At 70.2% G+C, this 25,147-nt stretch carries 24 protein-coding genes and 1 riboswitch; of the genes, 16 read left to right on the forward strand and 8 right to left on the reverse strand.

Features of this window, described 5'->3' with window-relative positions:
* Positions 1 to 7: 7 nt before the first annotated feature.
* Positions 8 to 229, forward strand: a complete 222-nt coding sequence (locus tag ACQP2F_RS03075) for a hypothetical protein (RefSeq protein ID WP_433300426.1) — start codon at positions 8 to 10, stop codon at positions 227 to 229.
* Positions 217 to 1,050: an alpha/beta hydrolase gene (locus ACQP2F_RS03080; protein ID WP_433300428.1), complete on the forward strand. Its 834-nt coding sequence runs from the start codon at positions 217 to 219 to the stop codon at positions 1,048 to 1,050. Before ACQP2F_RS03075 ends, ACQP2F_RS03080 begins: the two co-directional genes overlap by 13 nt.
* On the opposite strand, the gene ACQP2F_RS03085 is transcribed toward ACQP2F_RS03080, so the two are convergent.
* On the reverse strand, positions 1,045 to 1,581 hold the full coding sequence (locus ACQP2F_RS03085; protein WP_433300429.1) for a class I SAM-dependent methyltransferase: 537 nt from the start codon (positions 1,579 to 1,581) through the stop codon (positions 1,045 to 1,047). The two genes, ACQP2F_RS03080 and ACQP2F_RS03085, sit on opposite strands and share 6 nt — an antisense overlap.
* Positions 1,582 to 1,777: 196 nt before the next feature.
* On the reverse strand, positions 1,778 to 3,196 hold the full coding sequence (locus ACQP2F_RS03090) for an MFS transporter (protein ID WP_433300431.1): 1,419 nt from the start codon (positions 3,194 to 3,196) through the stop codon (positions 1,778 to 1,780).
* A gap of 90 nt (positions 3,197 to 3,286) precedes the next feature.
* On the opposite strand from ACQP2F_RS03090, the gene ACQP2F_RS03095 reads away from it, so the two are divergent.
* The 6 genes from ACQP2F_RS03095 to ACQP2F_RS03120 all read left to right on the forward strand — a co-directional run bounded on the left by ACQP2F_RS03095 (position 3,287) and on the right by ACQP2F_RS03120 (position 12,605).
* A complete protein-coding gene (locus tag ACQP2F_RS03095) occupies positions 3,287 to 3,997 on the forward strand; it encodes a TetR/AcrR family transcriptional regulator (protein ID WP_433300433.1) in 711 nt (236 codons plus the stop codon).
* A 10-nt stretch (positions 3,998 to 4,007) separates the two neighbouring features.
* Complete coding sequence (locus ACQP2F_RS03100; protein WP_433300434.1) at positions 4,008 to 4,607, forward strand: mycothiol-dependent nitroreductase Rv2466c family protein; 600 nt, start codon at positions 4,008 to 4,010, stop codon at positions 4,605 to 4,607.
* Positions 4,608 to 4,700: 93 nt separating this feature from the next.
* Positions 4,701 to 5,639 carry a glycosyltransferase family 2 protein gene (locus ACQP2F_RS03105; protein ID WP_433300436.1) on the forward strand — a complete coding sequence of 313 codons (939 nt, stop codon included), beginning with the start codon at positions 4,701 to 4,703 and terminating at the stop codon, positions 5,637 to 5,639.
* Between the two features lie 38 nt (positions 5,640 to 5,677).
* The gene (locus tag ACQP2F_RS03110; RefSeq protein WP_433300437.1) at positions 5,678 to 8,725 is read left to right on the forward strand and encodes a glycosyltransferase; all 3,048 of its coding nucleotides are present in this window, start codon (positions 5,678 to 5,680) and stop codon (positions 8,723 to 8,725) included.
* On the forward strand, positions 8,722 to 10,794 hold the full coding sequence (locus tag ACQP2F_RS03115) for a hypothetical protein (RefSeq protein ID WP_433300439.1): 2,073 nt from the start codon (positions 8,722 to 8,724) through the stop codon (positions 10,792 to 10,794). Before ACQP2F_RS03110 ends, ACQP2F_RS03115 begins: the two co-directional genes overlap by 4 nt.
* Positions 10,794 to 12,605 carry a lipopolysaccharide biosynthesis protein gene (locus tag ACQP2F_RS03120; protein WP_433300441.1) on the forward strand — a complete coding sequence of 604 codons (1,812 nt, stop codon included), beginning with the start codon at positions 10,794 to 10,796 and terminating at the stop codon, positions 12,603 to 12,605. Before ACQP2F_RS03115 ends, ACQP2F_RS03120 begins: the two co-directional genes overlap by 1 nt.
* On the opposite strand, the gene ACQP2F_RS03125 is transcribed toward ACQP2F_RS03120, so the two are convergent.
* Positions 12,570 to 13,097: a class I SAM-dependent methyltransferase gene (locus ACQP2F_RS03125; RefSeq protein WP_433300442.1), complete on the reverse strand. Its 528-nt coding sequence runs from the start codon at positions 13,095 to 13,097 to the stop codon at positions 12,570 to 12,572. The genes ACQP2F_RS03120 and ACQP2F_RS03125 overlap by 36 nt on opposite strands.
* A 109-nt stretch (positions 13,098 to 13,206) precedes the next feature.
* Here ACQP2F_RS03125 and ACQP2F_RS03130 point away from each other — a divergent pair, with 109 nt between their 5' ends.
* From ACQP2F_RS03130 to ACQP2F_RS03140, 3 genes are all read left to right on the forward strand, one after another.
* Complete coding sequence (locus tag ACQP2F_RS03130; protein WP_433300443.1) at positions 13,207 to 13,761, forward strand: TetR/AcrR family transcriptional regulator; 555 nt, start codon at positions 13,207 to 13,209, stop codon at positions 13,759 to 13,761.
* A gap of 87 nt (positions 13,762 to 13,848) precedes the next feature.
* On the forward strand, positions 13,849 to 15,045 hold the full coding sequence (locus ACQP2F_RS03135) for an NAD(P)/FAD-dependent oxidoreductase (protein ID WP_433300445.1): 1,197 nt from the start codon (positions 13,849 to 13,851) through the stop codon (positions 15,043 to 15,045).
* A gap of 38 nt (positions 15,046 to 15,083) precedes the next feature.
* Positions 15,084 to 15,878 carry an SAM-dependent methyltransferase gene (locus ACQP2F_RS03140; protein WP_433300447.1) on the forward strand — a complete coding sequence of 265 codons (795 nt, stop codon included), beginning with the start codon at positions 15,084 to 15,086 and terminating at the stop codon, positions 15,876 to 15,878.
* A 72-nt stretch (positions 15,879 to 15,950) separates the two neighbouring features.
* Here the strand turns inward: ACQP2F_RS03140 and ACQP2F_RS03145 are convergent, their stop codons facing one another.
* Positions 15,951 to 17,513: a VTT domain-containing protein gene (locus ACQP2F_RS03145; RefSeq protein ID WP_433300449.1), complete on the reverse strand. Its 1,563-nt coding sequence runs from the start codon at positions 17,511 to 17,513 to the stop codon at positions 15,951 to 15,953.
* Positions 17,514 to 17,589: 76 nt separating this feature from the next.
* On the opposite strand from ACQP2F_RS03145, the gene ACQP2F_RS03150 reads away from it, so the two are divergent.
* On the forward strand, positions 17,590 to 18,225 hold the full coding sequence (locus ACQP2F_RS03150; RefSeq protein ID WP_433300451.1) for an SDR family oxidoreductase: 636 nt from the start codon (positions 17,590 to 17,592) through the stop codon (positions 18,223 to 18,225).
* 55 nt (positions 18,226 to 18,280) lie between these two features.
* Here the strand turns inward: ACQP2F_RS03150 and ACQP2F_RS03155 are convergent, their stop codons facing one another.
* Together ACQP2F_RS03155 and ACQP2F_RS03160 are read right to left on the reverse strand one after the other, a co-directional pair.
* Entirely contained in the window at positions 18,281 to 18,643 is a 363-nt protein-coding gene (locus tag ACQP2F_RS03155) for a GatB/YqeY domain-containing protein (protein WP_433300452.1), read from the reverse strand.
* 88 nt (positions 18,644 to 18,731) lie between these two features.
* Positions 18,732 to 19,625, reverse strand: a complete 894-nt coding sequence (locus tag ACQP2F_RS03160; protein ID WP_433300454.1) for a LysR family transcriptional regulator — start codon at positions 19,623 to 19,625, stop codon at positions 18,732 to 18,734.
* Between the two features lie 91 nt (positions 19,626 to 19,716).
* On the opposite strand from ACQP2F_RS03160, the gene ACQP2F_RS03165 reads away from it, so the two are divergent.
* Positions 19,717 to 20,061, forward strand: a complete 345-nt coding sequence (locus ACQP2F_RS03165; protein ID WP_433307322.1) for a YybH family protein — start codon at positions 19,717 to 19,719, stop codon at positions 20,059 to 20,061.
* A gap of 64 nt (positions 20,062 to 20,125) precedes the next feature.
* Here ACQP2F_RS03165 and ACQP2F_RS03170 read toward each other — a convergent pair whose 3' ends face one another.
* Positions 20,126 to 20,818, reverse strand: coding sequence for a transglycosylase family protein (locus ACQP2F_RS03170; protein WP_433300456.1), 693 nt, complete (start codon positions 20,816 to 20,818; stop codon positions 20,126 to 20,128).
* Between the two features lies 1 nt (position 20,819).
* A riboswitch (cyclic di-AMP (ydaO/yuaA leader) is annotated at positions 20,820 to 20,976 on the reverse strand.
* A gap of 226 nt (positions 20,977 to 21,202) precedes the next feature.
* Between ACQP2F_RS03170 and ACQP2F_RS03175 the strand changes: the two genes are divergently transcribed.
* Positions 21,203 to 22,444: a saccharopine dehydrogenase family protein gene (locus ACQP2F_RS03175; RefSeq protein WP_433300458.1), complete on the forward strand. Its 1,242-nt coding sequence runs from the start codon at positions 21,203 to 21,205 to the stop codon at positions 22,442 to 22,444.
* A gap of 101 nt (positions 22,445 to 22,545) precedes the next feature.
* Here the strand turns inward: ACQP2F_RS03175 and ACQP2F_RS03180 are convergent, their stop codons facing one another.
* The gene (locus tag ACQP2F_RS03180; protein ID WP_433300460.1) at positions 22,546 to 23,175 is read right to left on the reverse strand and encodes a TetR/AcrR family transcriptional regulator; all 630 of its coding nucleotides are present in this window, start codon (positions 23,173 to 23,175) and stop codon (positions 22,546 to 22,548) included.
* Between the two features lie 155 nt (positions 23,176 to 23,330).
* Between ACQP2F_RS03180 and ACQP2F_RS03185 the strand changes: the two genes are divergently transcribed.
* The gene (locus tag ACQP2F_RS03185; RefSeq protein WP_433300462.1) at positions 23,331 to 23,939 is read left to right on the forward strand and encodes a GNAT family N-acetyltransferase; all 609 of its coding nucleotides are present in this window, start codon (positions 23,331 to 23,333) and stop codon (positions 23,937 to 23,939) included.
* Between the two features lie 73 nt (positions 23,940 to 24,012).
* The gene (locus tag ACQP2F_RS03190; protein ID WP_433307324.1) at positions 24,013 to 25,083 is read left to right on the forward strand and encodes a DNA glycosylase AlkZ-like family protein; all 1,071 of its coding nucleotides are present in this window, start codon (positions 24,013 to 24,015) and stop codon (positions 25,081 to 25,083) included.
* Positions 25,084 to 25,147 lie beyond the last annotated feature (64 nt).

Raw genomic sequence — 25,147 nt, forward strand, 5'->3', positions numbered from 1 at the left:
GGCCCAGGTGAGTCTCCCACGGAGGCGGACCCTCGCCCGCGCCATCGTCGGCGGAGCCGTCTATCTCACCGGCATCGGTCTCATGATGTACGCCATCCCGGCCAAGACGGACACCTATCTGCCCGGTGGCCTGCTCGCCGGCCTCGGCGCGGGACTGCAAGGGCCGGCGCTGCTGACGCTGATGCGCGGACGCAAGCGGCGCAAGCGGGAGGCGGCATGGAGAGGCTGACCGGCACGGCGGCGGGCGTGCCTTTCGTCGCCATAAGTCCCGTTGAATCGGGCAGGGAAGAGCGGCGCAACGCTGAGCGGCCCGAAGGGGTGATCATCGCGTACCACCTGCTCGACGCGCCGAGGACCGAAGAAGCGTTCTCGGCTGCGGTCCCGCTCGACGGCCTCAACGCCTGGCGCGTCTACTTGGGACTCCCGATGAGCGGGCGCCGTCTTCCCAAGGGCGGCCCGGACGAGCTCTGGCGCCTCATCCAGGAAGACGCCGTCATGAACGTCCACCGCCACGTCACGCTGGGGGCGCTCGCCGAGTTTCCGAAGGCGTTCGCCGCGCTGCGTGACGAGCTGCGGATCGATGCCGACGCGCCGGTCGGCGTCATGGGCGGGTCGATGGGCGGGGCCGCGGCGCAACTCGTGATGGCCGAGGGCGGCGTCGACGTCAGGGCCGCCGTCCTCATCAACCCCGTCGTTCAGTTGCGGAGCAGCATCGACGCCATCTCGGCGATGCACGGCACGAGCTACCGCTGGACCGACCACAGTGCCGCCGTGGCCGATCGCATCGACTTCGTCCGCCGGGCCGGCGAGCTGAGCGGGACCGCGATCCGGTTCATCACCGGCGCGGACGACATGGTGGACGCGATTGTCGAGCCGGTCGGGCGTGCGGTGCCGGCACTCCGGGCACATGACGCCATTGTGGCCTGGGACGTCGTACCGGAAATGGGTCATGCTCTCGCCGACGAACCCGGCACCGACGCGGCTCCGCAGACGCCGCAGGCGAGGGAAGTCGACCGTCTCGCCACCGAATGGTTCCGGCGGCATCTATGAGCGGCGCGCGGCCACCCGCTCGACCGTGCCCAGCTTGAGCCGTTCGCGCTCGGTCACCTCGAAGCCGCCCTCGATGACCCACGGCAGCGGGCGGCGCGTCTGATACTCGCCCGAGCGCGCAGTGAAGAGCTCCACGATTCGCTGCAGCCCCCACACCGGCCACCATCGGCTGCCCACGTGATCAAGCAGCAACAGGCTTCCCCCGGGGCGCAGGACGCGGTGCATCTCGGCGATCGCCGCCCGCGGATCCGGAATCGTGCACATCGACAGCGTGCAGACCACGGCGTCGAAGGAGGACGGAGCGAACGGCAAGGCCGAGGCGTCGGCGACGGCAAGATTCGTCGAGCGGCCCCGGGCGGACGCCAACTCCAGCATCTTCGGACTCAGATCAACACCGGTTACGCGTACGCCCGCGGGATAGCGCGACAAGTTGAGACCGGTCCCGACCGCGACCTCCAAGACCGCACCGGAAGCGCGCGAGCACACCCACTCGCGACCGCCGGCGAACCACACGCGCTCGAAGAACCGCATGGCCTCGTCGTATCGGGGCGCCATCGTGTCCCAGACCCGGCGAGCCCGCGCCGTCGGATCTTCCATGGAGCCACCGTAGCCGTCCCGCCCAGCCGGCGGCCGGGCCAAGAGGGGCCGCGCCAAAGAAGGGGCCGCGCCAAAGAAGGGGCCGCGCCAACGACCCGCGGCCGGGGGTGCGCCGCGGGCCGATGACGGCTCAGACCATTTCGAGCTGCGGCTCCTGGACGAGAACCGGCGGGGCGGTGCGCACCGAGCGCAGTGACCAGAGCGCCACCGGGACGCCGACGGCGACCAGGACCGCGGCCACCACCAGCGAGAACTGGTAGCCGGCGAGGTAACGGTGCAGCTCGGCGCCGCTGGCGGCGTTCGAGCGGTTGGTGAGGATGGCGCCGAGGATCGTGATGCCCAGCAGGCCGAAGACCTCGCGGGAGACGTTGAGCATGCCCGATCCGACGCCGGCCCGCTCGGCCGGCAGCGCGCCGACGATCACGTTGTTCAGCGGGACCAGCATGCCGCCGCCGACGCCGTAGAAGAGGAACCACGGCAACAGGTCGGCGTAGGTCGTGCCTTCGCCGTAGCCGGAGATCCCGAAGATCGCCACGGCCATGATGCCGAGGCCGAGCGCGACCGTGCGACCGGCGCCGAAGCGGGCCTCGAGCCGCGGCGCGACGGTGGCGACCACGGCCATGACCAGCGCCATCGGGACGAAGGCCGAGCCCGCCTCGGTCGGCGAGAAGCCGAGCACGTTCTGCAGGTAGATCGCCGTGTAGAAGTAGATGCCGAAGACGCCGAACGCCCACAGCCCCATCGCGAGCAGCCCGCCGCTGAAGACGCGCTGCCGCAGGATGCCCAGGTCCATCATCGGGTTGGCCGAACGCAGCTCGACCACCACGAAGCCGATCGCGGCGACGGCGGCAACGGCGAACGACGCCAGGATCAACCCCGAGGTCCAGCCGCGCGACTCACCCTCGATCAGGGCGTACGTGAGGGCGAACAACGCGATCGACGAGGTGAGCACGCCGGGCAGGTCGAAGCCGCGGGCCGTGCCCCGCCGGGTCGCCGGGATGCTGACCGCGGTCAGGATCGCGGTCGCCACGCCGATCGGCGCGTTGATCAGGAAGATCCAGCCCCACGAGGCGTGCTGGGAGAGCCAGCCGCCGGTGAACGGGCCGATCGCGAGGGCGAGCGCGCCGACCGCACCCCAGACGCCAATCGCCGTTCCACGCTCGCGTGGGTTCGGGAACAGCTGGGGGATCAGCGCCAACGAGGCCGGGGTCAGCAGCGCGGCGCCGATACCCTGCACGGCTCGGGCGCCGATGAGCATCTCCTGGTTCTGCGCGAGACCGGCGGCGACCGAGGCCAGGGTGAAGATCGCGAGGCCGTCGAAGAACGCGGTGCGGGTGCCGAGCACGTCCGCGACGCGACCGCCGGCCAGCAGCAGGCCGGCGAAGACCAGCACGTACGCGCTGGCGATCCACTCGAGTCCGGAAATGCTCAGCTGCAGATCTCGCTGGATCGAGGGCAGCGCCACATTGACCACATTGTTGTCGAGGTAGGTCATGAAGGTGCCGAGCGCCACCGCCACGAGCGCCCACCACCGGCGGTTCTTCTCCACGGGATCCCCCTGTACAACGTCCTTGTACGTCGTCCTTGTACGCCGTACATGTACTTCGTATATCAGACCTGTACGTTGTATGGTTGTCAAGTGGCGAGCGAGAGATTGAGCAAGGCGGCCGTGGCCGAGCGGGCGTTGCGCCTCGGCGACGAGGAGGGCGTCGAGGCGGTGACCATCCGCCGGCTCGCGCAGGAGCTAGGTGTCACGCCGATGGCTCTGTACTGGCATTTCAAGAACAAGGACGAGCTGCTGGTCGGCATCGTCGATCACGCGCTCGCGTCGGTCCGCTCCGACCGCGCGGCCTCCGACCCGTGGAACAAGCAGCTGCGCGCGATGGTGGAGACGCTCGTCACGGTGATGCGCCAGCATCCCTCGTTGCCCGATCTCATGTTCGCCGTCGACAAGAGCGAGGGCGACAGCTTCATCCGCGCCTCGAACGACGCGCTCGCCCTGCTCACCCAGGGCGGCTTCGACGTCGAGGAGGCGTACTGGGTGGCGTCGCACCTGCTGCACTCCGCGATCGGCCTGGTGCAGGCCCAGCCCGACTGCCCGATGAGCGTGCCGGTCGAGGCCGCGGGGGAGTGGCGCCGGCAGAAGCGGCTCGCGCTGGAGAGCCTGCCGGTCGACAAGTACCCGATGATGGTCGCCTTCGGCGCGACCTACGCCAAGGAGCCCGACACCGAGCGGTACTACCGGTTCGGCGTCGACCTGATCATGGCCGGTGTCGAAGCGACAGCAATCACACTGGCCCAACGGGAAAGCTCGGAATTGGATCGGGCGAAGGACCCGGCCCGAGCGTAACGTTCGAGGCGTGACGAAAGTCGACTTCTATTTCGATCCCGCCTGCCCCTTCGCCTGGATCACCTCCCGCTGGATGCTCGAGGTCAAGCGCCAGCGCGACGTCGATCTCCGCTTCCACGTGATGAGCCTCTACGTGCTCAACGAGAACCGCGACCTGCCCGAGTGGTACCGCGAGCTCATCGACCGCTCGCTCGCCACCGTGCGGGTGGTGACCGCCGCCAAGGTCAAGCACGGCGACGAGGTCCTCGCCGACCTCTACACCGCGCTCGGCACCCGCATCCACAACCAGGGCAACAAGGACTTCGAGGCGGTCGTCCGCGAGGCGCTGGCCGAGGTCGGGTTGCCCGCCGAGCTGGCCGAGGCGGGGCAGAGCACCGAATACGACGAGGAACTGCGCCGCAGCCACCACGAGGGCATGGACCCGGTCGGCGACGACGTGGGCACCCCGACGATTCACATCGACGGCGTCGCCTTCTTCGGGCCGGTGCTCTCCAGCATCCCGCGCGGCGAGGATGCGCTGAAGGTCTTCGACGGCGCGGTGGCGCTGGCCTCGTACCCCGACTTCTTCGAGCTCAAGCGCACCCGAACCGGTGGCCTGAACTTCGACTGAAAGTACATAGTTCCGCCGTTGTCTTCATGAAGCGGGCCGCCCCGCCGTATTTCCCGGAGCCATTCGGAAATGCGGCGGGAAGGAACGGCCCGGATGCTCTCGATCAGCGTCGTCATCTGCAGCTACACGGAACGGCGCTGGGACGACTTCCGCCGCGCGTGCGAGTCGGTCGAGCGGCAGCTGCGCGAGGGCGACGAGCTCGTCGTCGTCATCGACCACAACGAGGCCCTGCTCGCCCGGTCCCGGGCCGATTTTCCGCGCGCGGTGGTGGTCGCCAACGCCGGTGAGCAGGGACTCTCCGACGCCCGCAACACCGGCGTCGAGACCGCCGGCGGCGACGTGGTTGCCTTCCTCGACGACGACGCAGTCGCCCGCCCGGGCTGGCTGGACGCCCTGCGCGGCATCTTCGCCGACGCCGAGGTGGCGGTGGCCGGCACCGCCGTCGTGGCCGACTGGGCCGGCGGCCACCCGCCGCGCTGGTTCCCGGCCGAGTTCGGCTGGGTGGTCGGCTGCAGCTACCGCGGGCAGCCGGAGTCCCGGACCACCGTGCGCAACCCGATCGGCGCCTCGATGGCCGTACGCCGGTCGGTCTTCGCCGAGGTCGGCGGCTTCTCCGACGCCATCGGCCGGGTCGGCGCCACGCCGGTGGGCTGCGAGGAGACCGAGTTCTGCATCCGGGTGACCGCGCACGACCCGGCCCGCACGGTCGTGCTCGACCCGTCGGCCGCGGTCGACCACCACGTGCCGGCGGCCCGGCAGACGGTCGGCTACTTCGTCCGCCGCTGCTATCACGAGGGACGCTCCAAGCGGATCGTCTCATTGCTGCGCGGCGCCACCGCCGGCCTTTCCGCCGAGCGCACCTATGTGCGGGAGACGCTGCCGGCCGCCGTCGTGCGCGGGGTCGCCGCCGCTCCGCGCGACCCGGTCGGCCTGGTGCGGGCCGGCGTCGTCGTGCTTGGGCTGGGCAGCACGGTGCTGGGATACGCGGTCGAGTCGCTGCGGCGGGGCGCCCTCACCACGGCTGCCGGATAAACCGCACAATGGCGCGAAATGCCGGGGAGAATCAGGGCGTGAACGCGACTCCGTTCCGCTTCAGCATCATTGTTCCCACCTATAACCGGCGGAATATCCTGCTGGACACCGTGGCGTCGATCGCCGCGACGGACCGGCCGTGGCCGTGCGAGCTCATCGTGGTCGTCGACGGCTCGACCGACGGCACCGTCGAGGCGCTGCGGGGCCTCGCGCTGCCGTTGCCGCTCAAGGTGATCGACCAGGCCAATCAGGGCGCCGCCGCGGCCCGCAACGCCGGCGCCGCGGCCGCCAGCGGGCAGTTCCTGCTGTTCCTGGACGACGACATGACCGTCGAGCCGGACCTGATCATCCAGCACGAGCGCACCCTGCTCGCGGGCGCCGACGCGGTCGTCGGCCACATCCGGATCGACGAGCGCTCACCGGTCAACATCCTCACCCGCGGCGTGGAGCGGTGGGCCGCCGAGCGACGCCAGCGCCTCGATCTCTCCGGCGGCCAACTCGGCGTCGAGGACTTCCTCACCGGCCAGCTTTCCGTACGCGCGGAGTGGTTCACGAGAATCCGCGGCTTCGACGGTCTGCTGACCGCCGAGGGCACGTTCGGCGGCGAGGACACCGATCTCGTCTACCGGCTGTTGCAGGAGGGCACCCGCCTGCGGTTCAGCCCCCGCGCCGTCTCCTACCAGCGGTACGTGGTGACCGCCGCCCAGAACATCCGCCAGTGGGCGCAGGCCGGCCGCTCCGACGCCCTGCTCTCGCGCAAGCACCCCGGCCTCGGCGCCGTGCTCGACCGCGGTCACCGGGGCCGCACCCTCGACGGCCGGCTGACCAAGGCGCTGTCCATGCTGCCGCCGACGCCGTTCCGGGCGGTCGTCGACCGGGTGGTCGCGCGGGTCGACCGCGGCCGGATGGACTTCGCCACCGAGTTCCTCTTCGCCAAGCTGCGCGACATCGCCTACTGGGGCGGGGCCCGCGCGCACGGCGGCCTGGTCCGGCACTCGGGCAGCGGCGTGCGGGTGCTCGCCTACCACGCGATCGAGGACATCGACGATCCGCACATCGCCCCCTACAGCGTCGGTCCCGAGCTCTTCGAGCGGCAGATCGAGGCCCTGCGGGAGGCCGGCTGCACCTTCATCGACGGGGATGACCTGCTCGAGCACCTCGACGGGCGGCCGCTCAAGCCGCGCAGCGTGCTGCTGACCTTCGACGACGCCTACGAGAGCGTACTGACCACCGCCGCCCCGCTGCTCGAGAAGCACGGCATCCCCGCGATCGTCTGCGCGGTCAGCGACGAGATCGGCGGATACAACGCCTGGGACGTCGCGCGCGGAGCGGCCAAGCTGCAGCTGCTCACCGCCGACCAACTGGGCTGCCTCCGGCGTACGGGATGGGAGGTCGCCTCACACACCCGCCGGCACGCGCATCTCACCACCCTGCCCGACGCCGAGCTGCGCGCCGACCTCGCCGAATCGCGCCACGCGGTCGGCCGGCTCGGCCTCGGCACCCCACGGTTCCTGGCCTATCCGCACGGCGAGCACGACCGGCGGGTGCGCTCCCGGGTCCGCGCGGCCGGATACTCCGCCGCCTTCGCGCTGACCACCACCGTCCGTGAGCCCGGACCCGCCACCCGGTTCGCCCTGCCCCGCGTCGAGGTACGGCAGGACACCACGCCGGCCGCGCTCCTGCGCGAGCTGGCCGACCCGTACACCCTCAGCCCTCGTGATCTCGTGCGCCGTGAGCTGCTCGGTCTTGCCGGCAGCGTCCTCGCCCGCGTTCGCACCCTCCACCCCGATGGAGCCACCGCGATGACCCCCTCCACCGGCACCGGCATCTGGTGCTGCGACTTCGACCTGGCCGGCGACGCCACCTCGTCGATGGTGCCGCCGCGCGACGAGGTCGCGATGCGGGTGCTGATCCGGCTGCACGGCGAGCCGCTCGGCTACGTCACGCTGGCGCGCACCGGCATGCCCCGCGACATCGACCAGATCCGGGACGCGGCCTGGCGTGAGCTCGGCCGTCCGCTGGTCGCGCACCTGATCGAAGAGGGCGCGCCGATCCCCGAGGAGGCCGAGCGATCCGGCTGGCGGGCTCCGGCGCCGACCCGCACGTGCCCCAACCATGTCGCCGCGGACGACCTCGTCTCGGTGGTGGTCTGCACCCGCAACCGCAGCGAGTCGCTGCCGGCCTGCCTCGACCGGCTGGCCGCGGTCAGCTATCCGTCGGTCGAGTTCGTCATCGTCGACAACGCGCCGAGCGACGACTCGACCCGGGCGCTGGTCGAGAAGTACGCCGCCGCCGACCGCCGGTTCCGCTACGTCCGCGAGCCGCGGCCGGGACTCTCTCGTGCGCGCAACGCTGGTCTCGCGGCGGCCCGGGGGCGGTACGTCGCCTACACCGACGACGACGTGGCGGTCGACAGCCGGTGGATCCATGGGCTGGTCCGCGGCTTCCAACGTCGTCCCGACGTCGCCTGCGTGACCGGACTCGTCTGCACGGCGGCAATCAGCAACGGCTCCGAGGCCTACTTCGACGCCCGGCTCGCCTCCTGGTCGACCCGGTGCGAACCGCAGTTCTTCGACCTGTCCATGCGTGACGAATACGGCGTGCTCTACCCGTTCTCGGCCGGCATCTTCGGCACCGGCGCCAGCTTCGCCTTCGACCGGCAGCGCCTGGTGCGCATCGGCGGCTTCGACGAGGCACTGGGCGCGGGCACGCTGACCCGCGGCGGCGAGGACCTCGACATCTTCGTACGCGTTCTGCTCGACGGCGGTGCCATCGCCTACGAGCCGTCGGCGGTCGTCTGGCACCACCACCGGGCCGACGAGCAATCGCTGCTCAAGCAGATGTACGGCTACGGCACGGGGCTCACCGCGTACCTCATGAAGCTGCTGATGAACAACGCCACCCGCAACCAGCTGCTCATGCGGGTGCCGGCCGGGGTCGTGAAGATCGCCCGGATCCGCACCCAGACCAACAAGCGGCTGAATGACACGATCGCCCCGCCGTCGGGTGCGATGCGGCGCGAGTTCGCCGGCTACCTCGCCGGCCCGGTGCTCTACCTGCGCGCCCGCCGGGCGGTGGGCTCGTGACCACGCTCCTCGCTCCCGCGCCGGTCCTCGCGCCGGACCGCGCCTCCGACGACACCGCCCGCGACCGCCTGATCATCTCCGCGGCAAGCCTCTTTGCCCTCTTCGTCGGCGTCGTCGGCCTGGTTTCCGGCGTCGACTGGATGCGCGCGACCGGCTTCGTCGCCTACTTCATGTTCGGCATCGGCGCGGCGCCGTTCGCCCTGCTGCCGCGCATCGGCCTGCCGCTGCGGCTGGCGCTCAGCACCGGCGCCTCGATCAGCATCCTGGTCATCGTGTCCACGGTCATGCTCGACGCCGGCTGGTGGCAGCCCACCCTCGCCACCTGGATCGTCGGCGCCGTCACCGCCGGGCTGCACGTCGCCGGCTGCGCCTCGGCCATCAGTCGGCGGAGCCTGCCTCGCGAGTCTCGATCGATTTCCGGGCCGCTGCTCCCGAAGATCGGCACGGGCGAGCTCATGGCCGGGACCGGCGCGATCCTGTGCCTGGTGGCGGCCATGATGAACCGTCACCTCGACCCGGGGCTGTGGGGATTCCTGGTACGCATCGGGCCGCTCTGGTACATCGGACTGGCGCTGATCGTTCTCTCGTTGGCGATCTACCGCGCGTACGGAATCGGCGTGGTCCTGCTCTTGATCGTGCTGACCGGCACCCCGGCGCTGCTCTACGACCTGCCGCGCATCCAGTCCGCGGCCAAGCACGTCGAGCTGGTCGAGCAGATCCGGCAGCAGCACGTGCTCCAGTCGACCGTCGACGTCTACAACGGCTGGCCCGGCTTCTTCTCGGGGATGGCCTGGCTGGCGCAGGCGGCCGGCATCCGCGACTCGATCAACCTGGCGATCGTCTGGCCGGTGCTGATCGGCCTCTACCGGATCGCGGCCATGCGCTTCTTCGCGGGCCAGCTCATCAAGGACCGCAACCTGGCCTGGCTGGCCGTGCTCTTCGTCCTGCTGCCGGACACCATCGGCCAGGACTACTTCTCGCCGCAGTCGGTCGGCTTCGCGCTCGGCATCCTGATCTTCGGCTTCGCGCTGTCCTCACTGCCGCTGCGTTACAAGATCCCGGCGATCGCCGTGCCGGCCGTAACCGTGGCGATCACCCATCAACTCAGCCCCTACATCATCGGTGGAGCGCTCTGCGTGCTCGTCGTGCTGCGCGCGATCAAGCCGTGGTGGCTGCCGGGCATCGTCCTCGGCGCCGCGGTGCTGTGGGCCGCGATCAACTGGGCCGATCTCAGCAAGTTCGTCGACCTCAAGGACCTCGGCCGTACAGGCAACCTCGCCCCGCCGACACCCGGCTCCACCAGCGGGCTCGGCAAGTTGCCGGTGTTCCTGGCGACCGAGGCCGGCCTGGCGCTGAGCCTCATGATCCTCGGCGTGCTCAGCCTCGTGACGCTCTGGCGTCGTCGCCGCTCGTTGTCGACCTGGGCGCTGGCCTGCGCGCCCGGTGCCGGAGTGGCGATCATCGTGGCGCACCCGTACGGAAAAGAGGGCATCTTCCGGGCGACGCTCTTCGCCCTGCCGTGGTTGGCGGTCCTGGCCGCGCAGGCCTTCCCGTTCCGGCTCGCCTGGTCGCGCGGCCTGATCATCGCGGTGCTGACCGCCGACTTCCTGATCGGCACGTTCAGCCTCGACGCATCCAACGTCATGCGCCGCGCCGATCGCGAGGGCTTCCAGATGTACGCGCAGACGGCCACCGCCGGCGCCGTCAACTACTGCCTGATCATCGGCCCCGGTGACCTGCCGAGCGGACCGATCACCGGCCCCGACGACCACATCTCGCTCTACCGCGGCGACATCGACACCGACTACGGCTTCACCATCAACCAGGCGCCGACCCAGTCCGACGTCGAGCGCCTCACCGGGGAACTGGTCACCTACTCCGGCTCGACCGACCCCACCTCCCGCCTGTACGCGTTCTGGTCGCCGACGTCCTCGTACTACGGCTGGGAGTACGGCCTGCACCTGCCGTCCCGCTTCGCTGCCCTGCGCGACGCGTTCGCCGCCTCCCCGCTCTGGAAGACGGTCTACTCCTCCGACGGCACCGTCATGTTCGAGTACACGGGAGCTTGATGGCTCCTCCTCCCACGGCCGGCAAGGGGCACGTCTCGCAGCTTTTCGGGCGTGACTCGCTCTACATGTTGATGTGGGCCGTGCAGATCATCTGCGCGGCTCTCCTCACCCCGGTCACCACCCGGGTGCTGGGCCTCTCCGAGTTCGGCACGATCACCTCGGCCAACGCCGTCATGCAGGTGCTCTTCGTCTTCGCCGGACTCGGCCTGCAGACCGCCGTGCAGCGCGAGTACTCGACCTTCGGCAACCCGCGCGGCGCCCACCAGCTGATCTTCGCGGCGCTGGCGGTGAGTGCCGGTATCTCGGCCGCCTTCTACTTCACGGTGCCGATCTGGGCGCCGGCGCTGCAGATGGGCGACCAGCAGGCCGCGCTGCGCTGGGCGGTGCTGTGGGCCGGGTCGTCGGCGGTCACGACCATCTCGCTGGGCCTGTTGCGCAGCCTGGACAAACTCGCCCTCTTCGGCGCGGTCAGCTTCATCCAGTCGGTGGTGGCCGAGGCCCTCGCGCTGGGGCTGGTCAAGTTCTACCGGTCCACCGCCGAGGTCTTCCTGGGCGGCCAAGTCGCGGCCCAGTTCGTGGCGGCCCTGCTCGGCCTCGCGGTGGCCCCGCCGGTCCTGATGCTCTGGCGCGACCGTGTGGTGCTCGACCGTGCGCTGCGATTCGCGCTCCCGCTGGTCCCCGCGGCGCTGAGCACCTTCGTCCTCTCCGTCTCCGACCGGCTCATCATCGAGGCCCAGATGGGCAGCGAGGCGGTGGCGCGCTACCAGGTCGCCTACAACGTGGCCTCGATGCCGATGCTGCTGCTGTCGGTGCTCAACTCGGCCTGGATGCCCCGCTTCTTCGGCATTTCCGACGAGGCCGAGCGCCGTACGGTGCTGGCGTCGAGCCGTGACGCCCTCTACCGCCTGATGCTGCCGGTGGTGGCCGGCTTCGCGTGCGGCGCCCCGCTCGTGCTGCGCGTCTGGGCGCCCTCCTCCTATCACCCCGAGGACCTGCACTTCGTCGTCTGCCTCGTGCTGATCACGGCGATCCCGTACGCCGGCCAGCTCGCCGTCACGCGCACGCTGATGGCCGACGGCCGCACCGGCGCGGCCGCGGTCGCCACGCTGCTGGCCGCCGCTGTGAACGTCACCCTCAACCTCTGGCTGGTGCCGTCGTTCGGCCTCGAGGGCTGCGCGCTGGCGACGCTGGCGGCCTACGCCTTCCTCTACCTGGGGCTCGAACTGGTAGTTCGGCGGGCCGCGGTACCGCCGTCTCCACTGCGGCTCAAGTTGCAGCTGGGCGCGGCCGCCGCCCTGACGCTGGCCTCCGCCCTGGTCACGGAGAACGCGGTCACCCTCACTCTGCGAGCCGTGGCCGGCGCGGCAACGCTGGTCTGGTTCATCCGGGTGCTGCTGACCATTGGGGCCGAGAACCGGGCCACCGACGAGCGCACCCAGCCCGTACGCACCGACACCGACCTGCTGTGGGTGGGCGCCACGATCGAGATGTCCGGCTTCATCCCCGACCGCCGCCGGGAGGGCGACCGCCGCTCGTCCCAGCCCGGCTACTGGCCGCGCCCGGACCGGCGCTGGGACGATCGTCGCGCGATCGGCCGGCACCGCATGTCCCCTCCCGCCACCCCGGCTTTCTCGCCCTCCTCGGTCATCGACGAACCGTCCATCTCCGTCCGCATCCCGACCCGGCCGGTGAGCCGCGTTCACGCCGAGCCCGCGCCGTCTTCTTGGCCCGCGCCCACCTCGCCCCCGCCCGAGTGGCCGCTCGTGCCGGGCCGGTCACGCGCGGGCGGTCAGCCGGGCGATCAACAGTGACTTCCGCTCCTTCCGCACCGAATCGAAGCTCTTCTGCGCCGCCCGCAACGCCTTGCCCAGCGCGAACCGGGCGTCGTAGATCCACACCTGTCCGCCCGGCCGGATCACCCGCCGCAGGTCCCGAACGCCGCCCTCGACGTCGGCCCAGTGGTGCTGGCTGATCGACGAGACGATCAGATCGAAGCTGGCATCCGGGTAGGGAAGGGCCGCTACGTCGCCGACCGTGAACGTCACCCGGTTCTCCGGGTCGCGGCCCCGGGCGTACTCGATCATCTTGGGCTCGATGTCGACCCCGTCGACCGTCCACTCAGGGCGTTTCGCCTTGAGGGCGCGCGGAATGCGGCCCGGTCCGGTGCCGACATCGAGCACCCGGGCGCCATCGGGCAGATCCTCCGCGGCGGCGTCCTCCACCACCCGCGCGTAGAGCCGGGCGCCCAGCCGGCCGGCGTGTCGGTCGTAGGTGTCGGCGTGACTGAAGATGTGCACCTGCATCGTTCCTCCTGAACTCGTCGTTCGCTTATGAACAGCGTGTTCGATTACGCTGAGGAGGGTCAACGGTTGATCCGGGTCATCCGTCCCGAACCGAACAGAGGTGGCGACATTGGCCGGAAACCAGGATCGACGCGTACGGCGCACCCGTCGCTCCCTGCAGGAGGCGCTCGTCGGACTCATCACCGAACGCGGCTACGACAAGGTCACCGTGCAGGACGTGCTCGACCGTGCCGACGTGGGCCGATCCACGTTCTACGCCCACTTCCGCGACAAGGACGCGCTCTTCGCCTCCTGCTTCGACGACCTGCGCGGCGATCTGGAACGCGAGCTGAGCGGGATGGACCGCACCGACCGAGCCGACCCGCTCGGCGTGATCTTCGCCCACGCGTACCGCAACCAGCGCGTCTACCAGGCGGTCGGCACCGCGCACCTGCATCGGCTGCTCTACGACGCCCTGCGTGATCACTTGGCCGAGCACGGGACGCGCCAGCCGGTGGAGATCCTCGCCCAGTACCATGCGTCGGCGCTGGTCGGCCTGCTCAGCTGGTGGGTGAAGGCGGGCTTCCCGCACGGCCCGGCCGAGATGGCCCGCATGTGCCAGGAGATCATGCAGCCGAGCGTGATGGCCGCGGTCCTCCGGCCGGCCGCGCACGTTCGGGCGTAATGGCCGCGGTCGTCCGGCTGCGCCAGGCCGTGCGCCCGTCGCTTCCGGCAAGGTTCCATCGGTCGCTTCTGCTGCGAAGATGGGGCCATGACGTACGTCGTGGTGGGCGGCGGCCTGGCCGGCGCCAAGGCAGTGGAAACCCTGCGCGACGAGGGCTTCGCGGGCCCGGTCACGCTCATCGGCGCCGAGGCGGTCCGGCCGTACGAGCGACCGCCGCTCTCCAAGGGCCTGCTGCTCGGGACGGACGAGCCGGACAGTCCCTTCGTGCACTCGGCGGAGTGGTACGCCGAGCACGACATCACTCTGCGCACCGGCACGACGGTCACCGCCCTGGACCGTTCGGCGAAGACCGTCCGCACTAACGGCGGCGACGAGATCGCGTACGAGAAGCTGCTGCTCGCCACCGGCGCCACCCCGCGGCCTCTCCCCGTTCCCGGCGGCGATCGCGCCCTCCTCCTGCGCACGCTCGACGACTCGAAGCGGATCTCGGACGCGATCTCCGAAGGCACCCGCGTCGTGGTGATCGGCGCCGGCTGGATCGGCCTCGAGGTGGCGGCCGCCGCCCGCACCCGTGGCGCGACCGTCGACGTGATCGAGCTGGCCCCGTTGCCGCTGCGGAACGTGCTCGGCGACGAGATCGCCCAGGTCTTCGCCGACCTGCACCGGGCCAACGGCGTGACCCTCCACCTCGGAACCGGCCTTGAGGCGATCGACGGCGACACCGTACGCCTGGCCGACGGCAGCAACCTGACCGCGGACGTCGTGATCGCGGGCATCGGCGTCACGCCGAACGTCGGGCTCGCCGCCGACGCCGGTCTCGCGGTCGACAACGGCGTGCTCGTCGACCGGCGGCTCGCCACCAGCGACCCGGACATCTTTGCGGCCGGCGACATCGCGAACATCGACCATCCGCTGCTCAAGCACCGCATTCGGGTCGAGCACTGGGCGACCGCGCTGAACACCGGCCCGGCGGCGGCGAAGGCGATGCTCGGCCAGGACGTCAGCTACGACAAGCTGCCGTACTTCTACACCGACCAGTTCGACCTCGGCATGGAGTACACCGGCTGGGTCGCGCCGGACGCGTCGGCCGAGGTGGTCGTCCGCGGCGACCTCGCGACCCGGGAGTTCATCGCGTTCTGGCTGGTCGGCGGCAAGGTCGCGGCCGGTATGAACGTCAACGTCTGGGACGTGACCGAGCCGATCGAGGCCCTGATCCGCTCGGGCGCCGTGGTCGACCAGCGCCGGCTCGCGGATCCCGGGGTCTCGCTGTCGGACCTGGCGTGATCTTCCAATGAGGACCCGTCACGTAGTTAACTTTGATCGTGGATCGGATTGACACCTCGGTGGCGCACCCAGCTCGCCGGTACAACTACTGGCTGGGCGGCAAGGACCATTTCGCCGCCGATCGCGAGTCGGGCGATCTGCTGGCCAAGGCGTTTCCCACCGCGCGTATAGCCGCCCGGGAGAACCGCGACTTCCTGCGCCGCAGCGTCAAGTTCCTGGCCGAGTCCGGGGTTCGGCAGTTCCTGGACGTCGGCACCGGCCTGCCGGTCCCCGACAACACGCACGAGATCGCCCAGCGGGTCGCGCCCGAGTCGCGGGTGCTCTATGTGGACAACGACCCGATCGTGATGACCCACTCCCGTGCCCTGACGGTCGGCACGCCCGAGGGCCGCACCGGCTACGTCGAGGCCGACCTCCGCTCACCCGACGAGATCCTGACCCACCCCGAGTTCCGGGCCGTGATCGACCCGGCCCAGCCGGCCGCGTTGCTGCTGGTCGCCGTGCTGCACTTCATCCACGACGACGACCAGGCCGCCACGGTCGTGCGCCATCTGCTCGACGCGATGCCCGCCGGCAGCTATCTGGTCGCCAGCAACCTGACGCTCGACTTCGCTCCGCCCGAGCAGGTCGCCAAGCACGAGGAGTTGCTCGCCTCCGGTCGCACCGACGCACGCGCCCGCAACGCCGCCGAGTTCGGCCGGTTCTTCGACGGTCTGGAGCTGGTCGACCCGGGCATCGTCGCGGTCAGTGACTGGCGCCCGTCTCGCGCAGAGTCCGAGCGGCCGACGGCGTCCGATGTCGCCATCTACGGCGCGGTCGGCCGCCTCACCTGAGCCGCCGCTTCACTTAAGGTGCCCTCTTGGTCGCGGCCGCCGTTTCCTCAACGGCCGCTGCCGGGAGCCGGATCAGCGAACGGCGAGGCTGTCGGCAAGCGCGGGCGCCGGCGCGACCGGTTCCGGCGCCGGACGCTTACGCGGACTCGTCCAGATGGCACCGTTGAGAGCCGCCCAGGCCGCACCGATCAGCACCGCCGCAATCGTTTCGCTGGTGCGGCTCCACCCGAGGTAAACCCACGACCCCGCGCCAACCGTCACATAGATCGCGGCTCCGGTCCAGACCGCGACCCGCCACTTCCACGGCAGGTGTGCCGCCAGCATCCACGCCAACAGCCCGACGGCCGCGGCCAGCTGAGCGGTATGTCCCGCCGCCATCGACGCGATGGGCCCGGCCGCCTCGAACGGGATGTAGCCGTCGAACTCGCTCACCGGCGGGAACACCACCGAAGTCGGCGTCTCCCAGACCTCCCAGCTCGGCGGCGTGGCCCAGGAGATCGCCGCCGCCAGCACCACCACCGGAAGCACCGGCCCCACCGCCATGAGGAGCCCCTCGCTCTCCCCGCGCCACCGCCGCAGCAGCCACCGGCCCACCGACACCAGCACGGCCACCGCGAAGAGCACCCCCGGATCCGCGAACATCGCCGCATCGAGCGCGAACAGGTAGCCGTCCGACGTCCACTCTCCACGGGCCCAACCACCGATCGCCGCATCGGCATCCGCCAGCCCACTGAACCGGACCACCACCGGCACCACCACGACGAGCAGAGCCGCCAGCCCGAACAGTGCCATCACACTGAGCGCCAGATCGACAACCGTCGCCGGCCGCGGCCGCCACGCTGCCACCCGCCCCGAGAAGCTCGCCACCCTGTTCGCGGAAGCCGCCTTCGCGGTAGCTGCCTCAGCTGAAGTCGCTCCACCCAAAGCCGCCTCGGCGGAAGCTGCCTCCAATGCGCGCGGGCCAGGGCCGGAGCGAAATGTGGCGGCCGTGCGCGGCCGGACCATACCGACCAGCGCGTGCATCGGTCGTGGGTGCCGCCCGACCCACCGACCGGCCAGGATCAATCCGACGATGATCGCGGCCAGCACCGCGAGAGCCCCACCCGCGTGGCCGGCCCGTGCCACGAGCAGGTCGTAGGACGCACCCGCCAGGTAGCTGGCTCCGACCATCCACAGTGACCACGCGATCGCCGCGGGCGCGTGCCAGGCGGCGAACCGCCGATACGGGACCCCGTTCATCGCGGCGAGCCGGGGGATGAGGGTTCGCGCCCCCACGATCCACTGACCGAGGAAGACGGCCCGCCCGCCGTACCGGGCGAAGAGCCGTTCCGCCCGATGCCAGCGCTTCTCGCCGATCCACCGCCCGAGCCGGGTCGTCCGCAGCCGGGGCCCACGCCGCCGCCCCGAGTGGAAGGCCGCCGTCCCGCCCGCCAGTGCCGCCAACACGGCCACGAGGAGCGCCGGCCCGATCCGCACGGTGCCGGCGTTGGCCAGCAACCCGAGCGCGATCAGCGCCGTGGCGGCCGGCAGCACCAGGCCCGCAACGATCGCCGACTCGGCCGCGACCAGCACGCCGACGACCACGTAAACCAGGATCGGAGGCATTCCGCCGAGGAGATCGTTAAGGAAGGACACGCTGGTCACGCTATGCAGCCGATTCGCGACCCTCAATCGGTGATCGCCCTTAGGGACGCCGGGGTATGACTGAGGGATGGACATCCTCGTAGCCGGCGGCCACGGTCAGGTCGCCCTCCGCCTGTTGAAGCTGCTCGCCGCCGACGGCCACACCGCACGCGGCCTTATCCGCAAGCCCGAGCAGGCCGAGGACCTGCGCGCGGTCGGCGCCGTCCCGGTGATCGGCGACCTCGAGAACGACCCGTCCCTCTCCGCTTACGTAGAGGGCGCCGACGCCGTGGTCTTCGCGGCCGGCGCCGGTCCGGGCAGCGGCCCCGCCCGGAAGCGCACGGTCGACCTGGGCGGCGCCGTCAAGCTCGCCGACGCCGCCATGGACCAGAAGGTGAATCGTTACGTCATGGTCTCGTCGATCGGTGCCCAGGACCCGGCCTCATCGGGCGCCATGCGGCCCTATCTCGAGGCCAAAGCGGAAGCCGACGCCTATGTGGTGGCCAGCGGCCTCGATTACACGATTGTCCGCCCCGGTCACCTCACCGACGACCCCGGCACGGGTCTCGTGACCGTCTCCCGGACCTTGGGCAACCGCGGACCTATCCCCCGTGACGATGTCGCGGCCGTGCTCGCGGCGTGCCTCACCACGCCCGCCACCATTGGTGTCACCTTCGAGCTGTTCGCCGGCGAGACCCCGATCGCGGAGGCCCTGCGGTTCTGAGCCGTGCGGGCGGTTTCGAGCCGTGCGGGCGGTTCTGAGCCGTGCGGGAGGACGGTCAGGCCGGCGGCAGGTGCGCCGCCAGCGCACGGACCTCACTGCGGAGCTGTTCCGCCCGGTCCGGGTGCCCGGCACGCTCGTATTGGTCGGCCGCCGTCTCCCGGTCGGCGAGCTCCGCCCGTACGATCCGCTCGATCTCTTCCTCGCTCAGCGTGCGCCGCTCCACCTCCGCCGCACCGACGCCGGTCGGCGCCTCTTCGATGGCGAGCCCCCTCGACGCGCCATCGGCCGGCACGACCGCCTCGGCATTGTCGATCGCAGCGAGCGTGGCGCGCAGTGCCGCCGTGGCCGCCCGGTCGCGCGATTTCATGGCAGCCGGGAGCGCGGCCCGGAGGCGGTGCCGGAGTGAGGTATCGGTCATGGCCGCGACGGTAACCGGCCATGACTGCCCGACGGCACCGATTTCCGTGGCGGCAGTCCTTCCATGACCGGTAGTCGCTGTGGAGTTCTCAACCAACCTCCGTCCGGCTCTCGCCGAACTCTCGTCTGCAATGCGGCAGCAGAGCGGCCAGGGCCGGACTAGGCCGATCCCGCCACACCAGAGCGAGCAGCGCCGGCAGCTCGACCCCCGAGATCGGCACGGCCACCAAACCCGGATGCAGCGACGCCATCGACTCGCTCAACACCGCAATGCCCAATCCTCGCGACGCCAGTTCGGCGACGGCTGTGGGTGCCGACGCGACCAACGCGACATCTGGGAACTTGCCCGCGGCCAAGCACGCCTCGTCAAATGCGGCGCGAATGCCGGTTCCCTCGGGCAACGTGATGAGAGCGTACGACAAGATCTCGAGCAGTGGTAAGTCCTTCTTTCCGGCCTGTGGATGGCCGGGCGGAACCAGTGCTACCAGGCCTTCCCGGGCGATCACGTGGCCGGTCAGCTGCGACGGTAGCTCGCCGGCGACACCGACGAGGGCGATGTCGGAGAAGCCGGCGAGCACGCGCTTGATGAGCGAGTCCGAGTCATCCTCCACGAGCTCGAGCTCGATCGCCGGGTACTCGTCGTGGAACGACGCGAGGGCCGCGAACAGCGGCTTGACCTCGCAGCCGCGGACCATCCCGACCGTGAGGTGACCGCGGACCAGCCCGTTGACCGCGTCGATCACCTCGCGCATGGCCTGGGCATTCTCGAGGGCTGCCTGAGCGAACGGAAAGGCGGCCTTCCCGGCCGTGGTCAGTCGGGCGACCCGGCCCGAGCGGTCGAACAGCGGCGATCCCAGCTCCTTCTCCAGGGCACGGATCTGAGCGCTCACACCGGACTGGCTGATGCGTACGCGCTCGGCGGCCCGGGTGAAGTTGGCCTCCTCGGCCACGGCGATGAAGTACTCGAGCTGGCGCAGTTCCATAACTGGGGATTCTAGCTACGAGAACAACTATGCGTTGGACTTCTGCTTGTGGTCGGCGAAGAGTGGCGGCATGACCGAACGAGCAAAGGCAATGAAGCCGGAAGACCTGACCCGTCTCTTCGTGGAGCGCGCCAACGCCAAGGATGCCGAGGGCATCGCGCTGCTGTACGAGGAGGACGCTGTCATGGCCTACCCGCCAGGTCAGCAGACCGTTGGCCGGGCGGCGATCCAGAAGTTCTGGGAGGACGTGCTGCCGAAGATGCCGTCGTTCCAGCCGGAGCCGCCGCTGCCCACTTTGATCAGTGGCGACCTGGCGCTGACCTCGACGCCGCCGAAGGACGGCGCGGGAGCGCGCGCCCAAGTGGTGCGCCGTCAGTCGGACGGCAGTTGGCTACGCGTGCTCGACCAGCCCGAGTTCGTGACACCGAAGGGCTGAGGCATGCCGCGGGGATGCGACCCGGCCACCGCGGGGGAGTGGCGACCGGGTCGCGAGCGGTGGATCAGAGAGCGATGCGCTGACCGGGGAAGATCAGGTTCGGGTTGGAGACAATGCCATGGTTCAGCTGGTAGAGGGTGTGCCAGCCGCCCTTGATGTGATTGCGGGTGGCGATGGCCGACAGCGTGTCGCCGGAGCGGACGACGTAGGTCTTGCCGGTGGCCTTCGCGGTCGTCGCACGGGTCACCACGTGCGACGACTTCGACGACTTCTTGGTCGTCTTGTGGGTGGTCGACTTCGAGGAGGTCGAGTGCTTCTTGTGCGAAGACTTCGACGTCGAGGACGACTTGGAGCCGGTGGTGTGCTTGGCCTTGTAGTGCTTCGAGGAGCCGGCCTTCTTGCCGCACACCGGCCAGGCGCCGATGCCCTGGCCGTCCAGGACCTTCTCGGCGATCCTGATCTGCTCCGAGCGGCTGGCCTTGTTGGCGGTGCTGGCGTACTTGCCGCCGCCGTAGGCCTTCCACGTACCGCGGGTGAACTGCAGCCCGCCGTAGAAGCCGTTGCCCGTGTTGATGCTCCAGTTGCCACCCGACTCGCACTGCGCGACGGCGTCCCAGTTCACACTGGACGCCTGGGCGGGGGAAGCCGGTCCGAGCAGAGCGGCCGTGCCCGCCACGCCGGCGGCCGTGAGGCCCAGCGCGAGACGGGCGTGCTTGCGCGCCCGCGACGTGCGGGCATGCTTGCGGATCTGTGCCATGACAGAGAAACCTCCACGCCTACGAGGTCAGCTGTCGGGTTCGGGCTGAGGTGCCCGGCCGCTCGTTCCGCGGCTTCACCCCGAGGCGCGATCTCCGCGCCGAGGAACTTGGGTCCCCCGCTCCCTGCCACGCGTTCGATTTCCGGCGGGCGGTGGCAGGGACTCGGCGTTCCACCCGCGGTGCCCGCGACTGCGGGACCGGCCGACGGTAACCACGAGGCCACGACATTGGCCAAGCTCGACAGGGGAAAGGTGACGTTGTTCTCACCGATTGCCCTATTTGATCTTTCTTTATGACGAGTATGACCGATAACGACCGATCTTTAATTACCGATCGGTAACTTGCCGCGACGGGGGCGGGATCCTGATGGAGAATCAGCGACCATGAGCGAGCGGGTCCGTGATCACGACATCGTCGTCTATGGTGCGTCCGGCTTTGTCGGCGTGCTCGTGGCGAAGTATCTGGCCGAGCACGCCCCGAAGGGCACGCGCGTGGCCCTTGCGGGACGGTCGGAAAGCAAGTTGTCCGAGGTCAGGGGCCGTCTGGGCGTCGACTGGCCGATCCTGGTGGCCGACGCCGCCGACGTGCCGGCCCTGGAGAAGCTCGCCAATGCGACCAAGGTTGTGATCACCACGGTCGGGCCCTACGCCAAATATGGCAAAGCGCTCGTCCGGGCCTGCGCCGCGGCCGGCACCGACTATGTGGACCTCACCGGTGAAGTCCTGTTCGCGCGGGAGAGCATCGACGAGAACCACGAGCTCGCCCGCACGACCGGCGCCCGGATCGTCCATTCGTGCGGGTTCGACTCGATCCCCTCGGACATCGGCGTGCATGTGCTCGATCAGCAGGTCAAGGCCGACGGCGCCGGCGAGCTCGCCGACACCACGCTGGTTGTCACCAGCATGAAGGGCGGCTTCAGCGGCGGCACGATCGACTCGATGCGACACCAGCTCGACATGGTCAAGACCGATCGGAAGCTGCGCAAGATCGCGGCCAGCCCGTACTCGCTGAGCCCCGACCGCGCGAAGGAGCCGGACCTCGGCCGGCAGGATGACACCGCCGTGCTCGACGCGTCCAAGGTGCACCCCCGGCTGCGGGGGATGCTGGCCCCGTTCGTCATGGCGTCCTACAACACGCGGGTGGTGCGGCGAAGCAACGCGCTGAGGAAGTGGGAGTACGGCCGAGCCTTCCGGTACCGCGAAGCGATGAGCGTGGGCACCTCGCCGCTCTCGCCGGTGATCGCGCACGGCACCCGGCTCGGGCTCGGCGCGCTGATGGCCGGCCTTTCGCTGCCGCCGACCCGGTATGTGCTCGACCGGGTGCTGCCCAAACCGGGGGAGGGACCGAGCGAGAAGGCGCGCAACTCCGGGCACTTCACGATGGACATCTTCGCGACGACGACCTCGGGCGCCCGCTACTCGGCGCGGGTCCGGGCCAAGGGTGACCCCGGCTACGCGGCCACGGCGGTCATGCTGAGCGAGTCGGCCTTGGCTCTGGTTCACGACCGCGATGCGCTGCCGCCGTCCGAGGGCGGCGTGCTGACCCCGGCCACCGCGCTCGGCGACGCGCTGGTGACCCGCCTCCGAGCAGCCGGAATGGAGATCACCGCAAGCAGAAGCGCCTAGGCCGAGGGCGGGGCCAAGCAGCCGGGCTCAGCGTAGGCGGCGTGGGGCGGGCGCCTGGCGCGGAGCCGGGCAGAGGGCTGATCGAGGCGCGGCGGAGACGGCTACAGCTGCTGCAGCACGGCCGTGCAGTAGTCGGTCAGATGATCGGCGAGCGGACCCGGGTCCTCCACCATGCCCTGGGACAGCCAGTCGATGATGACCTCGCTCAGGCCGGCCACGAGCGCGAGCAGCATCCGCTCGTACCGGAGCTCGTTGGTGGGGTGAGTCCCCACCCGGCGCAAGAGGTGCGCGAGGAACTGGGCGTCCTCGCGGAGCACGCCCCGCCGTCGCGTTTCCATGCGGGGTGCGTTGATGTAGATGACCTTGGCGCGCTCCGGATTGGCGCGCAGCATGTCGAGCAGGCGGCGCACCGCGGGCTGGAGCATTTCGTCGAGGCTGGTGGGTGATTCCGGAGTGGCTGCGGCGACGCCGGTGAGCAGCCATTTGTTCTGCTGGCGATGCAGTGCGCGGACGAGGTCGGCACGGTCGGCGAAATGTTCGTAGAAGTACCGTTTGGAGACCTTGGCGCCGGCGCAGACCTCGGCCACCGTGACGTCGTCGTAGTGGCGTGTGCCGAAGAGGTGCAGTGCGGAATCGAGAATCCGTTCGCGGCGGTCCGATGCCCGCTCCTCGCGCGATCGACCACCGTAAGTCTCGCCCCGCCGCGTCACCAACGCAGTCCGCTCGTCCACGAGATCTAAAGGTATTCCTTCCTCCGCCGTCCTGCCGCACGGCGGTCCGCGATCGTCCACTTCGCATAGCGGGCGATGTGCCATGACGAATCACTCATGGCCTTCATAACCATCGCTACTGGCCGGAACCGGGTCCTTACGGGCAGGATCAAGAGGTGTCCGCCAGCCGTCTTCCCTTTCCGCTCACGCTGACGGGCGACGGCATCGTCCTGCGCGAATGGCGCTCGGAAGACCTCGATGATCTCGTCGCGATGCTCGACGAACCGGACATTGCGCGCTGGACGCCGATGCCCTCGCCCTTCGACGTCGAGGCCGGCATCGCTTACCTCAAGCGTGCTCACCAGGGCCGGGTCAGCGGCCAGCGAATCCAGCTCGCGATCACCGAGGACGGCGGTCGCCCGCTCGGGGAGGTCCTGCTCTTCGGCGTCGACGCCGGCCTCCGCGAGGCCGAGCTGGGCTATCTGGTGGGCGCGCGCGATCGACGGCGCGGGCTCGCGTCGGGGTCACTCTCACTTCTCAGCTCGTACGCGCGGAGCACGTTGCAACTTACCCGCCTTCTCCTGCGGATCGACCCGTCCAATACGGCCAGCGCCGCCGTGGCCCGGCGCTGCGGCTACCGCCTGACCGGGGAGCCTCCGATCCTGCAGGTCGGCCCGCACGGCCCGAGCAGCCTGGACACGTGGGAGCTGCTCGACGTGCGCGGCGGCTCCCGCCTTGATCGCCTGAAAAATGTCGCAGCCCGGCGGTACGGTCGTCGCACTTAGCAGTCGCACCCGGAGGTGGGTGCACCAGCGATCCCGGGAGGGTGCCGTGGTCAGCGTCGACCGTGCACAGGTGATGGCATATCGGGTGGCCGCTCTGGGCCTGGCCGAGCGCTCCCGGAAACGTCCCGCCGACCTGGCCGTCCTCGACCTCGGCGTCCAGGAGTATTCGCCCGGTTCGCAGTTCGTCGCCCTGTCCGCCCGCACGTCGGCCGCCCTCGACGACGATCGTTTGATCACCGTGTGGGCCGCCCGCGGCGCACCCCATCTGCATCGCCGGGCCGATCTCGCGACCCTGGTCAAACAGCTGTGGCCCGTCAGCGACGCCGACGCGTCGGCGCGCATCCGCAGCACCCAGATCGCCGAGGGCATGAAGCTCGGCATCGCCGCGTTCACCGCCACCGCGTCGGCGTTCCGCGAGGTGGTGACCGACTCGATGCCTCGCGGCGAGGTCAGCACGCAGGTGAGCAAACGGGTCCCGCGCGAGCTCACCTACCAGTGCCGGTCCTGCGGCGCCCGGCACATCGCCGGCAACGTCTGGCAGCACCCGGGTCTGGCCGGCGGCGTCGAGGTCGAGTCGCGCGGCCGCGAGGCGATGCTCGGCCCGATTCCCGACGCTCCACCGCAGCCCAGCGAGAACGATGGCATCGAGCAGCTGATCACGACCTATCTGCGCCTGCTGGGGCCCGCGACTCCGGCCGAGGTCGGGAAATACCTGGGCAGCACGACGACCGAGATGAAAGGCGTGTGGCCGTCGAGCGGGCTGGCCGAGGTGCGGGTCGACGGCCGTAAAGCGTGGCTGCCGGAGTCCGCCGTGGACGATCTTGTGAAGGCCGAGCCGCCGGCCGGGGTGCGGCTGCTGCCGGCGATGGATCCGCTGATCCAGGCCCGCGATCGCGACCTGCTGGTGCCCGATCGGGCGCAGCAGAAAGAGGTGTGGCGGGTGCTCGGCAACCCGGGCGTGCTGCTGCTCGACGGGGAGATCATGGGCGTCTGGCGGGCGAAGATGGCCGGCCGCAAGAGGGTCGACCTCAGCCTGACGACGTTCGTCCCGCTGCCGCCCGGCCGCCGAAAAGAGATCGAGGCCGAGGCCGCCGAGGTGGCCCGGGGCCGGGGCGTGCCGGAGGCAACGATCTCCTTCGGCTGACGCGTCATACAGATGGTGGCGAGGTTCGCTACCGCTGGGCGTAAATCGGGCGATTGACGGGAAC

The organism is Actinoplanes sp. CA-030573 (assembly GCF_050951115.1).
In the GTDB taxonomy this organism is placed as follows: domain Bacteria; phylum Actinomycetota; class Actinomycetes; order Mycobacteriales; family Micromonosporaceae; genus Actinoplanes.

What these genes read in the sequence shown, in the direction of transcription:
- ACQP2F_RS03155 (WP_433300452.1), bottom strand. Translation starts at nt 18,643, where the DNA reads ATGACCGATACCTCACTCCGGCACCGCCTCCGGGCCGCGCTCCCGGCT.
- ACQP2F_RS03160 (WP_433300454.1), bottom strand. Translation starts at nt 19,625, where the DNA reads ATGGAACTGCGCCAGCTCGAGTACTTCATCGCCGTGGCCGAGGAGGCC.
- ACQP2F_RS03170 (WP_433300456.1), bottom strand. Translation starts at nt 20,818, where the DNA reads ATGGCACAGATCCGCAAGCATGCCCGCACGTCGCGGGCGCGCAAGCAC.
- ACQP2F_RS03120 (WP_433300441.1), top strand. Translation starts at nt 10,794, where the DNA reads ATGGCTCCTCCTCCCACGGCCGGCAAGGGGCACGTCTCGCAGCTTTTC.
- ACQP2F_RS03080 (WP_433300428.1), top strand. Translation starts at nt 217, where the DNA reads ATGGAGAGGCTGACCGGCACGGCGGCGGGCGTGCCTTTCGTCGCCATA.
- ACQP2F_RS03190 (WP_433307324.1), top strand. Translation starts at nt 24,013, where the DNA reads ATGGCATATCGGGTGGCCGCTCTGGGCCTGGCCGAGCGCTCCCGGAAA.
- ACQP2F_RS03150 (WP_433300451.1), top strand. Translation starts at nt 17,590, where the DNA reads ATGGACATCCTCGTAGCCGGCGGCCACGGTCAGGTCGCCCTCCGCCTG.
- ACQP2F_RS03165 (WP_433307322.1), top strand. Translation starts at nt 19,717, where the DNA reads ATGAAGCCGGAAGACCTGACCCGTCTCTTCGTGGAGCGCGCCAACGCC.
- ACQP2F_RS03105 (WP_433300436.1), top strand. Translation starts at nt 4,701, where the DNA reads ATGCTCTCGATCAGCGTCGTCATCTGCAGCTACACGGAACGGCGCTGG.
- ACQP2F_RS03175 (WP_433300458.1), top strand. Translation starts at nt 21,203, where the DNA reads ATGAGCGAGCGGGTCCGTGATCACGACATCGTCGTCTATGGTGCGTCC.
- ACQP2F_RS03135 (WP_433300445.1), top strand. Translation starts at nt 13,849, where the DNA reads ATGACGTACGTCGTGGTGGGCGGCGGCCTGGCCGGCGCCAAGGCAGTG.
- ACQP2F_RS03125 (WP_433300442.1), bottom strand. Translation starts at nt 13,097, where the DNA reads ATGCAGGTGCACATCTTCAGTCACGCCGACACCTACGACCGACACGCC.
- ACQP2F_RS03085 (WP_433300429.1), bottom strand. Translation starts at nt 1,581, where the DNA reads ATGCGGTTCTTCGAGCGCGTGTGGTTCGCCGGCGGTCGCGAGTGGGTG.